Below are 14,649 nucleotides of genomic sequence, written 5' to 3' on the forward strand. Positions count from 1 at the left end.
CTCCCTCGCCACAGGTCCCGCGCTATAGCCAGAATTGTGTAGATACCGATGCCCGATGGCGCTGAATCAGTCACCTGATGAATCGACTGACACACCGCTATCGGGGGCAAGCCCCCTCCCACATTTGCATCGCGGTCTAACCGTTAGATGGAGCGGGAGCAAACGCCTACACGTCACAACAGTGTCCGAGCCAGCGTCTTTTTCCACGCTGAATAACGCCCCGCCATCGCGCAATCATCCTGCGGCTCAAACCGCTCCCGCTGCCGCTCCAGCGCGCCCAGCGCTTCATCACTCACCCACACCCCCAACGCCCTCCCCGCCAGGTGCGCCGCGCCCAGCGCCGAGACCTCCGGCGACAGGCTGCGCACCACCGGGCGTTGCAACAGGTTAGCCAAAAACTGCATCAACCAACGGTTGCGCGTCGCGCCGCCGTCCACCCACAGCTCCTTCAACGGGCTGCCGATGTCCTGCTGCATGGCCTCGAAGACATCCCGGATCTGATACCCAATCGACTCCAGCGACGCCCGCAGGATATGCGCGCCGGAAGTGACCTCGGTCAGCCCGCAGATCAAGCCACGTGCATCCGCCTGCCAGTGTGGCGCGCCCAGCCCGGACAGCGCCGGCACAAAATACACGCCACCGTTGTCGGGTAGTTGCGCGGCCTGCTCGGTGAGCACATCCAGGGATTCCCCCGCCACCAGGCGCGAAGCCCACTGCACGGCGGCGCCGGTGTGGACGATGTTGCCTTCCATACCGAACGTCGGTTGGCCGCCGTCATGCCAGGCCAGGGTGGTGGACAGCCCGTGCGTCGAGGCAATCGGGCCGCCCATGGGCGTCATCAACGACGAGCCGGTGCCGAGTGTCGCTTTCACCAGCCCCGGCGCAAAACCGCCCTGCCCGTACAGCGCAGCGTTGGAGTCACCGATCATCGACATCACCGGGATGCCGGCGGGCAAACCACCCGCCGCGACGGTTTCCGCAAAAAAGCCGGCGCTCGGCTGGATGGGCGCCAATGCGGCCAGTGGAATCTGGAACAGGTCCAACAGCACCGGGTCCCAGGCACAGGTGTGCAGGTTGAACAGTTGAGTGCGCGCCGCGTTGGAGTAGTCGGTGGCGAACACCTGACCGCCGCTGAGCTTCCACAGCAGCCAGCTGTCCACCGTGCCCAGGCAGATATCGCCGGCGGCGGCGCGTGCGTGGCCATCCTCAAGGTGGTCGAGAATCCAGCGGAACTTGCCTGCCGAGAACATCGGGTCCAACGCCAAGCCGGTTTTGTCCAGAATCAGTGCCTCATGCCCCTGCTCATGCAACTGGGCACACAACGCGGTGGAGCGTCGGCATTGCCAACTGATGCACGGCGACAGTACTTCGCCGGTATGCCGGTCCCAGGCCACCACCGATTCACGCTGGTTGCTGATCGCCAGCGCGGTGATCGGCCGGTCCACTTGGGCCAGGCATTCTTCGATGGCGGCCAGGGTGCTGTACCAGATCAGCAGCGGGTCCTGCTCGGAAAACCCCGGCTGCGGATGGGTGATGCTCAGCGGCCGCGAGCCCCGCGCAATCACCTGCCCGCGTTCGTTGACCAGCACCGCCTTGGCGTTGCTGGTGCCTTCATCTATCGCCAGGATCAGCGGAGTGTTATTCGTCATCGCCTTCACCGCAACCGAGTGGCAGCCGCCACAATCCCAGCCGCGTCGATGTTATGCAAGGCGCGGGTCGGTTCGCGGGCGCCGGCGGCGGCATATTCGCCATCACCAATACCCAGGCGCACCAGGGCAATGCCCAGCCCGGCTTCGGCCAGCACTTCGGCGACCAGGCTGCCGACGCCACCGTTGATATTGTGTTCCTCGACGGTGATAACCGCCCGCGTGCCACTCAGGGCGCTAAGCAAGACGTCACGCTGCAACGGCCGGATCGACGACAGGTTGATCACCTGCGCCTGGATGCCCTGCTCCGCGAGAACCCGTGCCGCGTCCACCGCTTCATGCACCACCGAGCCCAGGGCGACGATGCTCACGTCCGCGCCCTGGCGCAGGATATCCACCTGCCCCGGCACGAATTGATAGTCGCCCGTATGCACGTCCGGCAAGGCCTTGCCGTCGAGACGGATATACACCGGGCCGTGGTAGCGCAGCGCATAGTCGACGATCTGCCGGCATTCAATCGCGTCGGCCGGGGCGAAAATCTGCACATTGCCAAAGCCGCGCATCACCGAGATATCGTCGAGGCTGTGGTGCGTGCTGGCCAACGGGCCATAACTGGCGCCGGCATTCAGGCCGAACATTTTGACGTTGGCCTGGTTGTAGCAAACGTCGACTTTGATCTGCTCGTTGGCGCGCGAAATCAGGAACGGCGCCGCGTTGCAGGTCGCGGCGATCTTGCCGCCCAGGGCCAGGCCGGCGGCGACGCTGACCAGCGACTGCTCGGCAATGCCGACATTGATCAACCGCTCGGGAAAACGCTGCGCAAACGGGCCGATCTTGGCCGTGGAGGTGGAGTCGCTGACCACCGGCACCACGTCCAGTCCGGCATCGACGGCGGCAATAAAGGCCTCCACCATGACGCTCGCCAGATGTTCACTCGCCATGACTCAACTCCTCCAGTGCCGCGTTGATTTCATCACCCTTGGGCACGCGGTGGTGCCATTCGGGACGGGCTTCGATAAACGACACGCCCTTGCCTTTGATGGTGTGTGCGATCAGCACCTGGGGCACGCCGGTCTTGGCCTGCATGCTTTCCAAGGCTTCGATCAACTGGCCCACGTCGTTGCCGTCGCACTCGCTGACACGGAAGCCGAAGGCCGCCCATTTCACATCCAACGGGTCGAGGGGCATGATCTCGGCCGTCAACCCCGCCAGTTGCAGCTTGTTCTTGTCGACGATCACGAACAGGTTATCCAGGCCGTATTTGGCGGCAGCCATCGCCGCTTCCCAGTTGGAGCCTTCGGCCAGTTCTCCGTCGCCGGTCAGCACGTAGATGCGTTTTTTGCTGCCGGACATCTTCGCCGCCAACGCCAGCCCTACCGCCACCGGCAAGCCGTGGCCGAGGGCACCGGTGTTCAGTTCGATGCCGGGGGTTTTCTGCCGCACCGGGTGGCCCGGCAGGTGGGAGTTGAAGTGTTGGTAGGTGGGCAGCCAGTCCACGGGAATGTAGCCCGCCTGCGCCAGGCAGCAGTACAAGCCGCCGACACCGTGGCCCTTGCTCTGGATATAGATATCGCGCTCAGGGTCTTCGATACGCTCCGGCCCGGTATTGAGAATGCGGAAATACAGGGTGGCGAGGATATCGGTTTCCGAAAGATCGGCCCCGGTGTGGCCACCGGCCGGTGAGTCGGCATTCAGGCGGATCACATGGCGCCGGATCAGGCGGGCCTGTTCTTTGATCTGGTGGGCGTCGTACTGGAAGGCATTCATGCAGCGGCTCCTTTGAGGCTGACCACGCGGGGGTGAACGTGTGCAAAGCTGTGTTTGAATATTTATTCAGCAATGACAATATATTTCTATTTAGACGCCGAACGTTCAGCAGGTCAAGTGAATGACCGGTGGAAAAATGAAATAAAAACGGGAAATACCCCTCGGACAAACGGCCAAAATCCCACGCGCGCTTATCTATCCCGTGGCTTTGCGCGGGGTGAAAGTGGCGCCCTAGAGGCATATTGGAAAAATTAAGCGCTTGACTTTGACACGGTGTCACTGGAATCTGAATTAACAGTCAAGCACGCATAAATATTCAACGCGCTTGAAAGCACTCCAAAAAAAATAAATCAGGAGAACACTGTGGACGCCAAAGCTATTGTCCAGCACCCGGCCGAACTCAAGCCGCCCCACCGCCCACGGTTGGTGAAACTGCTCCCCAGCAATATCGGCGGCCCGCTGATCGGCCTGGTGCTGCTGGTGCTGGTCTTCTCCTTCAGTTCCGAATTCTTCTTCTCGCTGCGCAATGGCCTGAACATTCTTGATCAGGTCACGGTGCTGGGCATCCTTGCGATCGGCATGACCGCCGTGATCGTGATCGGCGGCATCGACCTGTCGGTCGGCTCGGTGCTGGCCTTCTCGATGATGATGCTCGGTTGGCTTTACCAGGATCAGGCGGTGCCGCTGGGCTTTGCGATTCCCATCTCGATTGCCAGCGGCATGCTTGCGGGGCTGGTGTCCGGCGGCTTGATCACCTACGCCAAGCTGCCCCCCTTCATTGCCACGCTAACCATGATGTCGGTGGCGCGTGGCCTGGCGAACATCCTCACCGAAGGCCGGCAGATCGTCGGCTACCCGGACTGGTTCACCAGCCTGGCCACGGTGCGTCACTTTGGGTTTCTGTCGGCAACCGTCGGGCTGTTCCTGGTGATGCTGGTGGTGGCCTGGGTGTTCCTGCGCTTTCGCGCTGGCGGCCGTAACCTGTATGCCATGGGCGGCAGCCCGGAAGTGGCGCGCCTGTCCGGCATCAAGGTGCGCGCGATCACCCTGTGGGTGTACGCCATCAGCGGTGCGCTGGCCGGTATCGCCGCCGTGACCCTGGCGGCACGCCTGGACTCTTCGCAACCCAGCGCCGGGCTGAGCCTGGAACTGGACGCCATCGCCGCCGTAGTGATTGGCGGCGCCAGCCTCAGCGGCGGCGTCGGCAGCATCGGCGGCACCCTGGTCGGTGTGCTGATCATTGGCGTGTTGCGCAATGGTCTGAACCTGCTCGGTGTTTCGCCCTTTATTCAACAAGTGGTGATCGGCGTGGTCATCGCCCTCGCCGTCACCATCGATACCCTGCGACGCCGCTCCAGCACTGCCCGTTAAACCTGTTCGACAGTTGACACCCTCCAACAATAAAACCAGGAGTCACCGACATGTTCAGCCCCAAGAAACTGCTGTTGGCCACCGCCCTCGCGGCCGCCACCCTCACCGCTGCCGGCACCACCTGGGCCAAGGACCTGACCATCGGCCTCGCCGTGGCCAACCTGCAGGCCGACTTCTTCAACCAGATCAAGCAATCGGTGGAAGCCGAGGGCAAGGCCAAGGGCATCAAGGTGATCACCGTGGATGCCCAGGGCAACTCCTCCACCCAGGTCAGCCAGATTGAAGACCTGATCACCCGCCAGATCGATGTGCTGATCTACATTCCGGCCGGCGCCACCGCCGCCGGTGTGCCGGTGAAAGCCGCCAAGGCCGCCGGGATCCCGGTGATCGCCGTCGACCGCAACGCCCCCGATGCACCGGGCGATACCTTCATCGCCAGCGACAGCGTGGCCGGTGCCAAGACCCTGGCCGAATACGTCGGCAAGCTCACCGACGGCAAGGGCCGCATCGCGATCCTGCAAGGCCAGCTCGGCACCACCCCCGAGAATGATCGCGCCAAGGGTTTCGAAGAAGGCTTGAAAGCCTTCCCGGACCTCAAAATCGTCGCCCAGCAACCCGCTGAATGGGCCCAGGACAAAGGCTTCGCCGTGGCCCAGGACCTGCTCCAGCGTGACCCGAACATCACGGTGTTCTTCGGCCGCGCCGATGCCATGGCCTTGGGCGCCGCCCAGGCGGTGAAGGTCGGCAACCTCGATCACAAGGTGGTGGTGGTCGGTTTCGACGGCGATGTGGCCGGGCTCAAGGCGGTGCAAAGCGGCGTGCTGAACGCGACCATGACCCAGCAGACCCAGAAAATGGGGCGTCTGGCCGTGGCGTCCGCCATCGACCTCAAAGCCGGTAAAGACGTGCCTAGGGAACAACTGCTGCCCACCGTGCTGACCACCAAAGAAAACGTCGCGCCGTTCCTGCAACAGCACCCGTAAGCCTTGGAGGTCGTCATGCAAGCAGCAGCCCTGGACACCGCCCGCGCCGACGCGGTGCTGTGCCTGCGCAATATCAGCAAGGCCTACGGGCCGGTGCAGGTACTGTCGCAGGTCAACGTGGACATTCGCCCCGGCGAAGTGTTGGCCCTGCTCGGCGAGAACGGTGCGGGCAAGTCGACCTTGTCGTCGATCATCGCCGGGCTGGTACAGCCTGAAGCCGGGGGCAGCATGACCTGGCTCGGCGCGCCTTACGCACCGGCTTCACCGGGTGCGGCACTGGGTGCCGGGATCGGCCTGATCCACCAGGAAATCCGCCTGCTGCCGCAATTGTCGATTGCCGAGAACATCTTCGTCGGCCGCCTGCCCATGCGTCACGGGCGGGTGGACCGCGAGTACATGGAGGCCCAGGCGCAGATCCAGTTGGAGCGCCTGGGGCTCAAGGTGCCGGCGTCGCGCAAGGTCGAAGGCCTGAGCGTGGCGGCCCAGCAATTGGTTGAAATCGCCAAGGCGCTGACCCTCAAGGCCAGCCTGTTGATTCTCGACGAACCCACCGCTGCCTTGGGCGGGGAAGAAACCGAGTTGCTGTTCAAGCAGGTGGAACGGCTCAAGGCCGAAGGCGTGTCGTTTATCTATATCAGCCACCGCCTGGAAGAAATCGCGCGCATCGCCGACCGCGTGCTGGTGCTGCGCGACGGTCGCCAGATCGCCTTGCACGCCACCGCGCAAGTGCCGGTGCGCGAACTGGTGGAGCAGATGGTCGGGCGCAGCCTGGAGCGGATTTTCCCTGCCCTGCAAGCGCCACAAGAGCAGGTGATGTTGCAGGTCAAGGATTTGAGTTGCCGCGAATTCGCCTTGCACGGCATCGACTTCAGCGTGCGTGCCGGTGAAGTGTTCGGCATTGCCGGTGTCGTCGGTGCCGGGCGGACTGAACTGGTACGCACCATCGCTGGCGCGGCCCAGGACATCCAAGGACATTTAGTGCTGGATGGCGAAGTGCGCCACTTGCGCTCGCCCTTTGAGGCGATCCAGGCCGGCGTGGTGCTGGTGCCCGAAGACCGTAAGCAGCAAGGCGTGGTGGTGGAACATCGCATCGAAGACAACCTGATCTACGGCAACACCGACCTGCTGGATAAACGCGGCTGGGTGTTCCCTGCCCCGCTGCGCGAATTCGCCCGCACGGCGGTGGCGCGGCTGGGGGTGAAAGGTGCGCCGCAGTCGCGAATTTCCAGCTTGTCGGGCGGTAACCAGCAGAAGGTGATCATTGCCAAATGGCTGGCGCGCAATCCCAAGGTGTTCATCCTTGACGAGCCGACACGCGGCATTGACGTGGGCGCACGGGCGGCGATCTATGAAGTGATCGCGGACCTGGCGGCCAAAGGCATGGCGGTGATCGTGGTCAGTTCCGACCTGGATGAAGTGCTCGGCCTGTCCCATCGGGTGATGGTGATGAGCCGGGGGCGGCAGATGGGGATCCTGGAGCGTGGCGAGGCCACCCCGGTGTCGGTGATGGAAATGGCTACTGCATAACCCACAAACAATGAAGATCCAATGTGGGAGGGGGCTTGCTCCCGATGGCGGTGGTTCAGTTGAAAAAGTATGACTGATACACCGCTATCGGGAGCAAGCCCCCTCCCACAGGGGATCCACTGTGATTCAAGAATGGAGTGATTCATGCAACTTTTCAGTCTTCAGGGCCAAGTGGCCTTTGTCACCGGCGCCGGCAGCGGCATTGGCCAGGCGATTGCCGTCGGGCTCGCCGAAGCCGGTGCCGATGTCGCCTGCTTCGATCTACCAGGCAGCCCCGGCATCGCCAGCACCGTCGAACGCATCCAAGCCCTTGGCCGTCGCGCCCTGGCCTTGAGCGGCACCGTCACCGAACGCGCCGCACTGGATGCCGCGGTCGCGCGCACCGAATCCGAACTCGGCGCATTGAGCGTCGCGGTCAACTGCGCCGGCATCGCCAATGCCCAGGCCGCCGAAGACCTCGAACTGCAACGCTGGCAAACCACCCTGGACATCAACCTCACCGGCATCTTCCTCAGTTGCCAGGCCCAGGCGGCGGTGATGTTGCCCCGGGGCAAAGGCGCCATCGTCAATATCGCCTCGATGTCCGGCAGCATCGTCAACCGTGGCTTGCTTCAAGCGCACTACAACACCTCCAAGGCCGGCGTGATTCACCTGAGCAAAAGCCTGGCGATGGAATGGGCCGACAAGGGCTTGCGGGTCAATTGCATCAGCCCCGGCTACACCGCCACGCCGATGAATTCGCGCCCGGAAGTCGCCGACCAGGTGAAGATTTTTGAACAGACCACGCCCATGGGCCGCATGGCCAGCGTCGAAGAAATGGTCGGCCCGGCGATTTTCCTGGTCAGCCAGGCTTCGTCTTTCTGCACCGGTGTCGACCTGTTGGTCGATGGCGGCTTTGTGTGCTGGTAACCATGGGAACCCTTGTCATGTCGCAACGATTCAGCGGTAAAACTGTGGTGATCACCGGCGCCTGCCGGGGCATCGGCGCCGGCATTGCCGAGCGCTTCGCCCAGGAAGGCGCCAACCTGGTCCTGGCCTCCAATGACCTGGAGCGCGTGACCTTCACCGCCGACCAACTGGCCCAGGAATACAAGGTAGACACCCTCGCCCTGGGCATCGACGTCACCCGTGAAGACGACATCGAAAAGCTCTACCGCGAAGGTCACGCGCGCTTTGGCAGCATCGACGTGTCGGTGCAGAACGCCGGCATCATCACCATCGACCACTACGACAAGATGCCCCGCGCCGATTTCGACAAGGTGCTGCAGGTGAACACCACCGGCGTCTGGCTCGGCTGCCGGGAGGCGGCCAAGTACATGGTCAAGCAAGGCAGTGGGCGGCTGATCAATACTTCCTCCGGCCAGGGCCGCCAGGGGTTCATCTACACGCCGCACTACGCCGCGAGCAAGATGGGCGTGATCGGCATCACCCAGAGCCTGGCGCTGGAGCTGGCGCGGCATAACATCACGGTGAATGCGTTCTGCCCCGGCATCATCGAAAGCGAGATGTGGGACTACAACGACCGGGTATGGGGCGAGATCCTCAGCACCGACGAAAAACGCTACGGCAAGGGTGAATTGATGGCCGAATGGGTCAAGAACATTCCTCTGCGCCGCGCCGGCAAACCCTCGGATGTGGCGGGTTTGGTGGCGTTTCTCGCCTCGGACGATGCGGCGTACCTGACCGGCCAGGCGATCAATATCGACGGCGGCCTGATCATGTCGTAAGGGTTTGGTATCCTCACGGCCATTGTGTCATGCCTTTTACTATAAAGAGCCCTGAGGCCTTCATGAGCCAGATCGAAGAACAGCGCCTGATCACCAAGATCGCGAGCCTCTATTACGAAGAAGGGCTCAAGCAGTCCGAGATTTCCGCGCAACTGGACCTGTCCCAATCCTTTATCAGCCGCGCCCTGCGCCGGGCGCTGCAGGAAGGCGTGGTGAAGATCACGGTGATGCGCCTGCAAGGCCTGCACCTGGAACTGGAAACCCAATTGCAGCGCCGCTACGGCGTACGCCGGGTGATCGTGGTGGAAGCCACCGAGCCCGGCAATGACGAGAGCATCAAGCAGGCCATCGGTTCGGCTGCCGCCCACTACCTGGAAACCAGTCTGTCGCCCCAGGACCATATCGGTATTTCGTCATGGAGCAGCACCATTCGCGCCATGGTTGGCCACTTGCATGCGCAACCCGGCAAACAGGCCGCCCAGGAGGTGGTACAACTGTTGGGCGGCGTCGGCCACAAGGGGGCGTTTGAAGCCACCTTGCTCACCCAGCGCCTGGCGACCCTGCTCAACTGCCCGGCGTTTTTGCTGCCGTCGCAGAGCATCGAGCAATCGGTGCAGAGCAAGCAGCGCATCGTGCAGATGGAAGAGGTCAAGGAAGTGCTGCAGCGCTTTGACAGCATCACCCTGGCGATTGTTGGCATCGGCGACCTGGAGCCCTCGCAACTGCTGCGCAACAGCGGTAACTACTACACCGAGGACATGCTGCGCCTGCTCGCCGAACGCGGCGCGGTGGGCGATATCTGCCTGCGCTACTTCGATGCCCAGGGCAAACCGGTGCTGGAGGAAGATGAAGAATTCGTCGTGTCAGTGGCGCTGCCCAAGCTGCGCGCCATCCACCGTGTGCTTGGCCTGGCCGGTGGGTTGAACAAGGTCCAGGCCATTCGTGGCGCGCTCACGGGCGGCTACCTGGACATCCTGATCACCGACCTGGACACCGCACAGGCCCTTAACCAATAACTTTTTTGGAGACCGCCGCTCATGACGTCCAAGCTCGAACAACTCAAGCAATTCACCACCGTGGTCTGCGACACCGGCGACCTGGAAGCCATCAGCCGCCTGCGCCCGGTGGATGCCACTACCAACCCGTCCCTGCTGCTCAAGGCCGCCGCCATCCCGGAGTACGCCGAGCTGCTGCGCAGTGCGGTGAGCCTGTCCAAGGGTGATGTGGACCTGGCCTGTGATCGCTTTGCGGTGTCGGTGGGCTGCGGCATTCTTAAAGTGATTCCGGGGCGCATCTCCACCGAAGTCGATGCGCGGCTGTCCTTCGACGAAGACGCGCTGTGGGCCAAGGCCAACCAGTTGATCGCGTTGTACGACCAGGCCGGCGTCGGCCGCGACCGCGTGCTGATCAAACTGGCCTCCACCTGGGAAGGCATCCGCACCGCGGAACGCCTGGAAAAGGCCGGCATCCAGACCAACCTGACCCTGCTGTTTTCGTTCGTCCAGGCCGCCGCCTGTGCCGACGCCGGGGTGTTCCTGATTTCGCCGTTCGTAGGCCGCATCTATGACTGGTACCGCAAGAACACCGGCCTCGATTACACCGGCGCCGAAGACCCAGGCGTGCAGTCCGTGACGCGGATCTACAACTACTACAAAGCCAACGCCATCAAGACCGTGGTCATGGGCGCCAGCTTCCGCACCCTGAGCCAGATCGAGCAACTGGCGGGCTGTGATCGCCTGACCATCAGCCCCGAGCTGCTGCAAAAGCTCGATGAAGACCAGGGCCTGCTGGAACGTCAATTGAATCCGGGGGCGGCCGGCGAGTCGCGCCAGACCCTCACCGAAGCGCAGTTTCGCTGGGGTTCCAATGAAGACGCGATGGCCACCGAAAAACTGGCTGAAGGCATTCGCCAGTTTGCCCGCGACCAGGAAAAACTCGAGGCGGTCCTCGCGGCACTGTAAGCCCCGCCCTGCCCCGATCAATCCCGAGCGCCCGCCGATGATCGTCAGGCGGGCGTTGGTTTGTCGCCGTCACCTAACGACCGCGCCGCCCAGGCGCCCATCACCCCACCCACCACCGGCGCCAGCCAGAACATCCAGAGCTGCGCAATGTACTCCCCACCGGCAAACAACGCCGGCCCGGTGCTACGAGCGGGGTTCACCGACGTATTGGTCACCGGGATCAGCACCAAGTGGATCAAGGTCAGCGCCAGGCCGATGGCGATCGGTGCAAAGCCCGGCACCGCGCCCGGTGCGGTCACGCGCATGATGATGAATACGAAGAAAAACGTGGCGATCAGCTCGGCCAACAGCGCGGCCTTCACGTCGAAGAGCCCAGGGCTCAATGGGCCGTAACCGTTGGCGGCAAAACCACCTACCGCGAAGTCAGGCTGCCCGTTGGCGATCAAGTACAGCGCCGCTGCGGCCACTATCGCGCCGCAGACCTGCGCCGCGATGTACGGCAGCACGTCTGCGCCGTCAATGCGCCGCCCCGCCCACAGGCCAATGGTCACTGCCGGGTTGAAATGCCCACCGGAAATACCGCCTACCGCATAGGCCATGGTCAGAACAGTGAGACCAAACGCCAGCGAAACACCCACAAAACCAATACCCAAACCCGGGAATGCAGCCGCCAGGATGGCGCTGCCACAGCCGCCGAACGTCAGCCAGAACGTACCGATAAACTCTGCGGTCAAACGCTTTTGCACAATCGACTCCATTGCTGTTCAAGTGCCGTCGCCACGGGAAGTGGGCGGTCGCGGGCGACGGTAGCAATGGGTATCAAAATGTTGTGTAAGACTTATCCTGTATCAACCGTTTACAACGCCCTGGCCAAATTTCCTGATCGCCAGGCAATACCCAATCAACGCCACCGCTGCCAGCAAACCGCCCGCTGCGCCGATCCAGGCGAAGCCGAACTGGCTGCCGACCCAGCTGCCCATCAGGGCGCCGCCGCCGATGCCGATGTTGTAGATGCCGGAGAACATCGCCATGGCCACGTCGGTGGCATCCGGCGCCAGCACCAGCACCTTGGATTGCATGGCCAGGCCGAAGCCCATGATTGCCATGCCCCAGAAAATGCTCAGGGTCACCAGGTACGACTCGGCGCCGCTCAACGGCAGCATCAGCGCCAGGCACGCGGCCAGGATAAACACGGCGCCGACCACGAACAGGTGGGGGTTGAAGCGGTGCACCAGGCTGAACAGCAACGAGCCGATGATGCCAGCGCCGCCGAACACCAGCAGGATCAGGGTCACGGCGCTGCCGCTCATGCCGGCCACGCCCTCGACGAAGGGTTCGATGTAGCTGTAGGCGGTGAATTGCGCGGTGACGGTCATGGCGGTGAGCACGTAAAGCGCCACCAGCGCCGGGCGCTTGAACAGCAGCGGCAGGCTGCGCAGGGAACCGGAGTTCTGGCTCGGCAACAGCGGCAAGGTGCGCGCCAGCCAGAACACCAGTGCGGCGGCAAAGGCGCCGATGACCAGGAAGGTGGTGCGCCAGCCCATGGCTTCGCCCAGCAGGCGGCCGAGCGGAATACCCAGGACCATCGCCAGGGAGGTGCCGGTGGCCAACAGGCCGAGGGCTTGCACCTGCTTGCCTTCCGGCGCCAGGCGTACCGCCAGGGACGCGGTGATTGACCAGAACAAGGCGTGGGACAAGGCAATGCCGATACGGCTGACCATCAGCAGCCCGAAGCTGGTGGCGACGCTGGAGAGGATGTGACTGACGATAAACATGCAGAACAACACGATCAGCAGCTTGCGCCGTTCGACGTTACGGGTCAGCAGCATCACCGGCAACGAGGTCAGGGACACGATCCAGGCGTAGATGGTGAGCATCAGCCCGACGCTGGACACCGGCATGTCGAAGCTGGCGCCGATGGCGCTGAGCAGCCCGACGGGCACGAATTCAGTGGTGTTGAATACAAACGCGGCCAACGCGAGAGCGATGACCGGTTGCCAATTGGCTTGGGGCGTTGCGGCTGAAATGCTCATTGAACGGCGCGGTACTCTGGCGGTGATGACGCGGGGGCGGTGATCAAGCGGCCACCCGGGACCAGCGCCGCCGCCGAGTATTCTATAGGTTTCTGGCCCCGCTGTTGATGCGGATCGTCGCCCGAGGGCTCAAAGCACCGTCAGCGTGATCACGTAGTTACCCGACTGAACCCGCTTACCGGCGCCATCCACCAGCACATACTGCTGGTCGTAGTAACGCCCGCTGACGCTGTCCGCCACCAGCCGCACATGGGCTGCGTTGACACTGGCAACCGGCGCCATCTCGCGCACCTCCAGGCGACTGCCGCGGTTGGCCTGGACGCAGCCTTTCAACTCCACGACGGAGCCGCTGCGCGCATTTGTCGCACACCCCGGCTCAACAATACTGCCCCTGAATTCAATCGTGCCCTGCCCCACGGTTTGCGCCGCATCGCTTACCCCCGCCCATAGGCACAGCAGGCTGGTAAACATCGAAATACCTTTACTGCTCATGGCGACACTCCTGACTGGGCGCTTACCCACTAAGTCGTCTGGCCGAGCATTTACTTGAGGTTATTCGGTAACGGCTGCGACATTGATCAAGGATCCACCTGCCCCATCAGCTCTGGAATGCTCTCCGGTCGCTTGGCATAACGCTGGGCCAACGCCGCGCAGACCATCAACTGGATCTGGTGAAACAGCATCAATGGCAGGATCAGCACCCCCATGGTCGCCCCGGCGAACAGCACCTGGGCCATCGGCACACCAGTGGCCAGGCTCTTCTTCGAACCGCAGAACAAAATGGTGATGCGGTCTTCCTGGTTAAAACCAAAAGCCTTGCCCAGCACTGTGGAGGCCACCAACACCAAGGCCAGCAACACGCAGCACGCCACCACCAGGCCGCCGAGTTCCCACAACGGAATCTGGTGCCAGATGCCTTCGTTGACCGCCTCGCTGAACGCGCCGTACACCACCAGCAGGATCGAGCCTTGGTCGACGAACTTCAGCCAGGATTTATTGCGCCCCACCCACTCGCCGATCCAACGGCGGGCGATCTGCCCGGCGATGAACGGCAGCAGCAGCTGCACGCTGATTTTCAGGATCGCGTCGACGGTCGAGCCACCCTCGCCGTGCACGTTGAGCAGCAGGGTCACCAGCAGTGGCGTGAGGAAGATGCCGAACAGGCTGGACGCCGCCGCACTGCAAATCGCCGCCGGGATATTGCCCCGCGCCAGCGACGTGAAGGCAATCGCCGATTGCACCGTGGCCGGCAAGGCGCAGAGGTAGAGCATGCCCATGTACAGGTCTTTGCCGATCAGCGGCGACAACACCGGCTTGAGCGCTAGGCCCAGCAGCGGGAAGAGCACAAAGGTCAGGCTGAACACCAGCAGATGCAGGCGCCAGTGGCCGGCGCCGGCGACGATAGCCTGGCGCGACAGCTTGGCGCCGTGCAGGAAAAACAGCAGCGCGATGGCCAGGTTGGTCACCCAGCCGAATGCCACGGCGGTCTGGCCGCTGGCGGGCAGCAGGGAGGCGAGGATCACCGTGGCGATCAGCGTCAGGGTGAAGTTGTCGGGCAGAAAACGGGGGCGAGTCATAAGCAGGATCTTCCGGGGGTTGCCAAGAGCGTCATCGCGACTCTAACGTAACCACCT

At 63.0% G+C, this 14,649-nt stretch carries 14 protein-coding genes; 7 read left to right on the plus strand and 7 right to left on the minus strand.

Annotation, left to right across the window (positions count from 1 at the left end; translation table 11 throughout):
- Nucleotides 1–173: 173 nt before the first annotated feature.
- Genes K7431_RS08705 through K7431_RS08715 form a run of 3 tightly spaced genes read right to left on the minus strand, consistent with a single transcriptional unit; the run spans nucleotide 174 to nucleotide 3,413 of the window.
- A complete protein-coding gene (locus K7431_RS08705; protein WP_012724864.1) occupies nucleotides 174–1,649 on the minus strand; it encodes an FGGY family carbohydrate kinase in 1,476 nt (491 codons plus the stop codon).
- Nucleotides 1,650–1,654: 5 nt separating this feature from the next.
- Entirely contained in the window at nucleotides 1,655–2,587 is a 933-nt protein-coding gene (locus tag K7431_RS08710) for a transketolase family protein (RefSeq protein ID WP_012724865.1), read from the minus strand.
- Complete coding sequence (locus K7431_RS08715) at nucleotides 2,577–3,413, minus strand: transketolase (protein WP_012724866.1); 837 nt, start codon at nucleotides 3,411–3,413, stop codon at nucleotides 2,577–2,579. The genes K7431_RS08710 and K7431_RS08715 overlap by 11 nt, the downstream gene beginning before the upstream one ends.
- A gap of 363 nt (nucleotides 3,414–3,776) precedes the next feature.
- On the opposite strand from K7431_RS08715, the gene K7431_RS08720 reads away from it, so the two are divergent.
- The 7 genes from K7431_RS08720 to tal all read left to right on the plus strand — a co-directional run bounded on the left by K7431_RS08720 (nucleotide 3,777) and on the right by tal (nucleotide 10,982).
- Nucleotides 3,777–4,784 carry an ABC transporter permease gene (locus K7431_RS08720; protein ID WP_012724867.1) on the plus strand — a complete coding sequence of 336 codons (1,008 nt, stop codon included), beginning with the start codon at nucleotides 3,777–3,779 and terminating at the stop codon, nucleotides 4,782–4,784.
- A gap of 50 nt (nucleotides 4,785–4,834) precedes the next feature.
- A complete protein-coding gene (locus K7431_RS08725; protein ID WP_012724868.1) occupies nucleotides 4,835–5,767 on the plus strand; it encodes a sugar ABC transporter substrate-binding protein in 933 nt (310 codons plus the stop codon).
- Nucleotides 5,768–5,782: 15 nt separating this feature from the next.
- Nucleotides 5,783–7,294, plus strand: coding sequence for a sugar ABC transporter ATP-binding protein (locus K7431_RS08730; protein WP_052308672.1), 1,512 nt, complete (start codon nucleotides 5,783–5,785; stop codon nucleotides 7,292–7,294).
- 144 nt (nucleotides 7,295–7,438) lie between these two features.
- The gene (locus K7431_RS08735; RefSeq protein WP_012724870.1) at nucleotides 7,439–8,203 is read left to right on the plus strand and encodes an SDR family oxidoreductase; all 765 of its coding nucleotides are present in this window, start codon (nucleotides 7,439–7,441) and stop codon (nucleotides 8,201–8,203) included.
- A gap of 17 nt (nucleotides 8,204–8,220) precedes the next feature.
- Nucleotides 8,221–9,021 carry an SDR family oxidoreductase gene (locus K7431_RS08740; RefSeq protein ID WP_012724871.1) on the plus strand — a complete coding sequence of 267 codons (801 nt, stop codon included), beginning with the start codon at nucleotides 8,221–8,223 and terminating at the stop codon, nucleotides 9,019–9,021.
- A gap of 62 nt (nucleotides 9,022–9,083) precedes the next feature.
- Nucleotides 9,084–10,037, plus strand: a complete 954-nt coding sequence (locus K7431_RS08745) for a sugar-binding transcriptional regulator (protein ID WP_012724872.1) — start codon at nucleotides 9,084–9,086, stop codon at nucleotides 10,035–10,037.
- Nucleotides 10,038–10,058: 21 nt separating this feature from the next.
- Entirely contained in the window at nucleotides 10,059–10,982 is a 924-nt protein-coding gene (tal, locus tag K7431_RS08750) for a transaldolase (RefSeq protein WP_012724873.1), read from the plus strand.
- Nucleotides 10,983–11,026: 44 nt separating this feature from the next.
- Here tal and aqpZ read toward each other — a convergent pair whose 3' ends face one another.
- From aqpZ to K7431_RS08770, 4 genes are all read right to left on the minus strand, one after another.
- Nucleotides 11,027–11,740, minus strand: coding sequence for an aquaporin Z (gene aqpZ / locus K7431_RS08755; protein ID WP_043205517.1), 714 nt, complete (start codon nucleotides 11,738–11,740; stop codon nucleotides 11,027–11,029).
- A 90-nt stretch (nucleotides 11,741–11,830) separates the two neighbouring features.
- Entirely contained in the window at nucleotides 11,831–13,015 is a 1,185-nt protein-coding gene (locus K7431_RS08760) for a sugar transporter (RefSeq protein ID WP_012724875.1), read from the minus strand.
- 129 nt (nucleotides 13,016–13,144) lie between these two features.
- Nucleotides 13,145–13,507 carry a hypothetical protein gene (locus K7431_RS08765; RefSeq protein WP_012724876.1) on the minus strand — a complete coding sequence of 121 codons (363 nt, stop codon included), beginning with the start codon at nucleotides 13,505–13,507 and terminating at the stop codon, nucleotides 13,145–13,147.
- Between the two features lie 86 nt (nucleotides 13,508–13,593).
- The gene (locus K7431_RS08770; RefSeq protein WP_012724877.1) at nucleotides 13,594–14,592 is read right to left on the minus strand and encodes a bile acid:sodium symporter family protein; all 999 of its coding nucleotides are present in this window, start codon (nucleotides 14,590–14,592) and stop codon (nucleotides 13,594–13,596) included.
- Nucleotides 14,593–14,649: the final 57 nt, after the last annotated feature.

The sequence above is a fragment of the Pseudomonas fluorescens group sp. genome, from assembly GCF_020093335.1.
Lineage (GTDB): Bacteria > Pseudomonadota > Gammaproteobacteria > Pseudomonadales > Pseudomonadaceae > Aquipseudomonas > Aquipseudomonas petroselini.

Excerpts from the sequence above, each read along its gene's own strand:
- K7431_RS08705 (WP_012724864.1), bottom strand. The coding sequence starts at position 1,649 with ATGACGAATAACACTCCGCTGATCCTGGCGATAGATGAAGGCACCAGC.
- K7431_RS08710 (WP_012724865.1), bottom strand. The coding sequence starts at position 2,587 with ATGGCGAGTGAACATCTGGCGAGCGTCATGGTGGAGGCCTTTATTGCC.
- K7431_RS08715 (WP_012724866.1), bottom strand. The coding sequence starts at position 3,413 with ATGAATGCCTTCCAGTACGACGCCCACCAGATCAAAGAACAGGCCCGC.
- K7431_RS08725 (WP_012724868.1), top strand. The coding sequence starts at position 4,835 with ATGTTCAGCCCCAAGAAACTGCTGTTGGCCACCGCCCTCGCGGCCGCC.
- K7431_RS08730 (WP_052308672.1), top strand. The coding sequence starts at position 5,783 with ATGCAAGCAGCAGCCCTGGACACCGCCCGCGCCGACGCGGTGCTGTGC.
- K7431_RS08735 (WP_012724870.1), top strand. The coding sequence starts at position 7,439 with ATGCAACTTTTCAGTCTTCAGGGCCAAGTGGCCTTTGTCACCGGCGCC.
- K7431_RS08740 (WP_012724871.1), top strand. The coding sequence starts at position 8,221 with ATGTCGCAACGATTCAGCGGTAAAACTGTGGTGATCACCGGCGCCTGC.
- K7431_RS08745 (WP_012724872.1), top strand. The coding sequence starts at position 9,084 with ATGAGCCAGATCGAAGAACAGCGCCTGATCACCAAGATCGCGAGCCTC.
- tal (WP_012724873.1), top strand. The coding sequence starts at position 10,059 with ATGACGTCCAAGCTCGAACAACTCAAGCAATTCACCACCGTGGTCTGC.
- aqpZ (WP_043205517.1), bottom strand. The coding sequence starts at position 11,740 with ATGGAGTCGATTGTGCAAAAGCGTTTGACCGCAGAGTTTATCGGTACG.
- K7431_RS08760 (WP_012724875.1), bottom strand. The coding sequence starts at position 13,015 with ATGAGCATTTCAGCCGCAACGCCCCAAGCCAATTGGCAACCGGTCATC.
- K7431_RS08765 (WP_012724876.1), bottom strand. The coding sequence starts at position 13,507 with ATGAGCAGTAAAGGTATTTCGATGTTTACCAGCCTGCTGTGCCTATGG.
- K7431_RS08770 (WP_012724877.1), bottom strand. The coding sequence starts at position 14,592 with ATGACTCGCCCCCGTTTTCTGCCCGACAACTTCACCCTGACGCTGATC.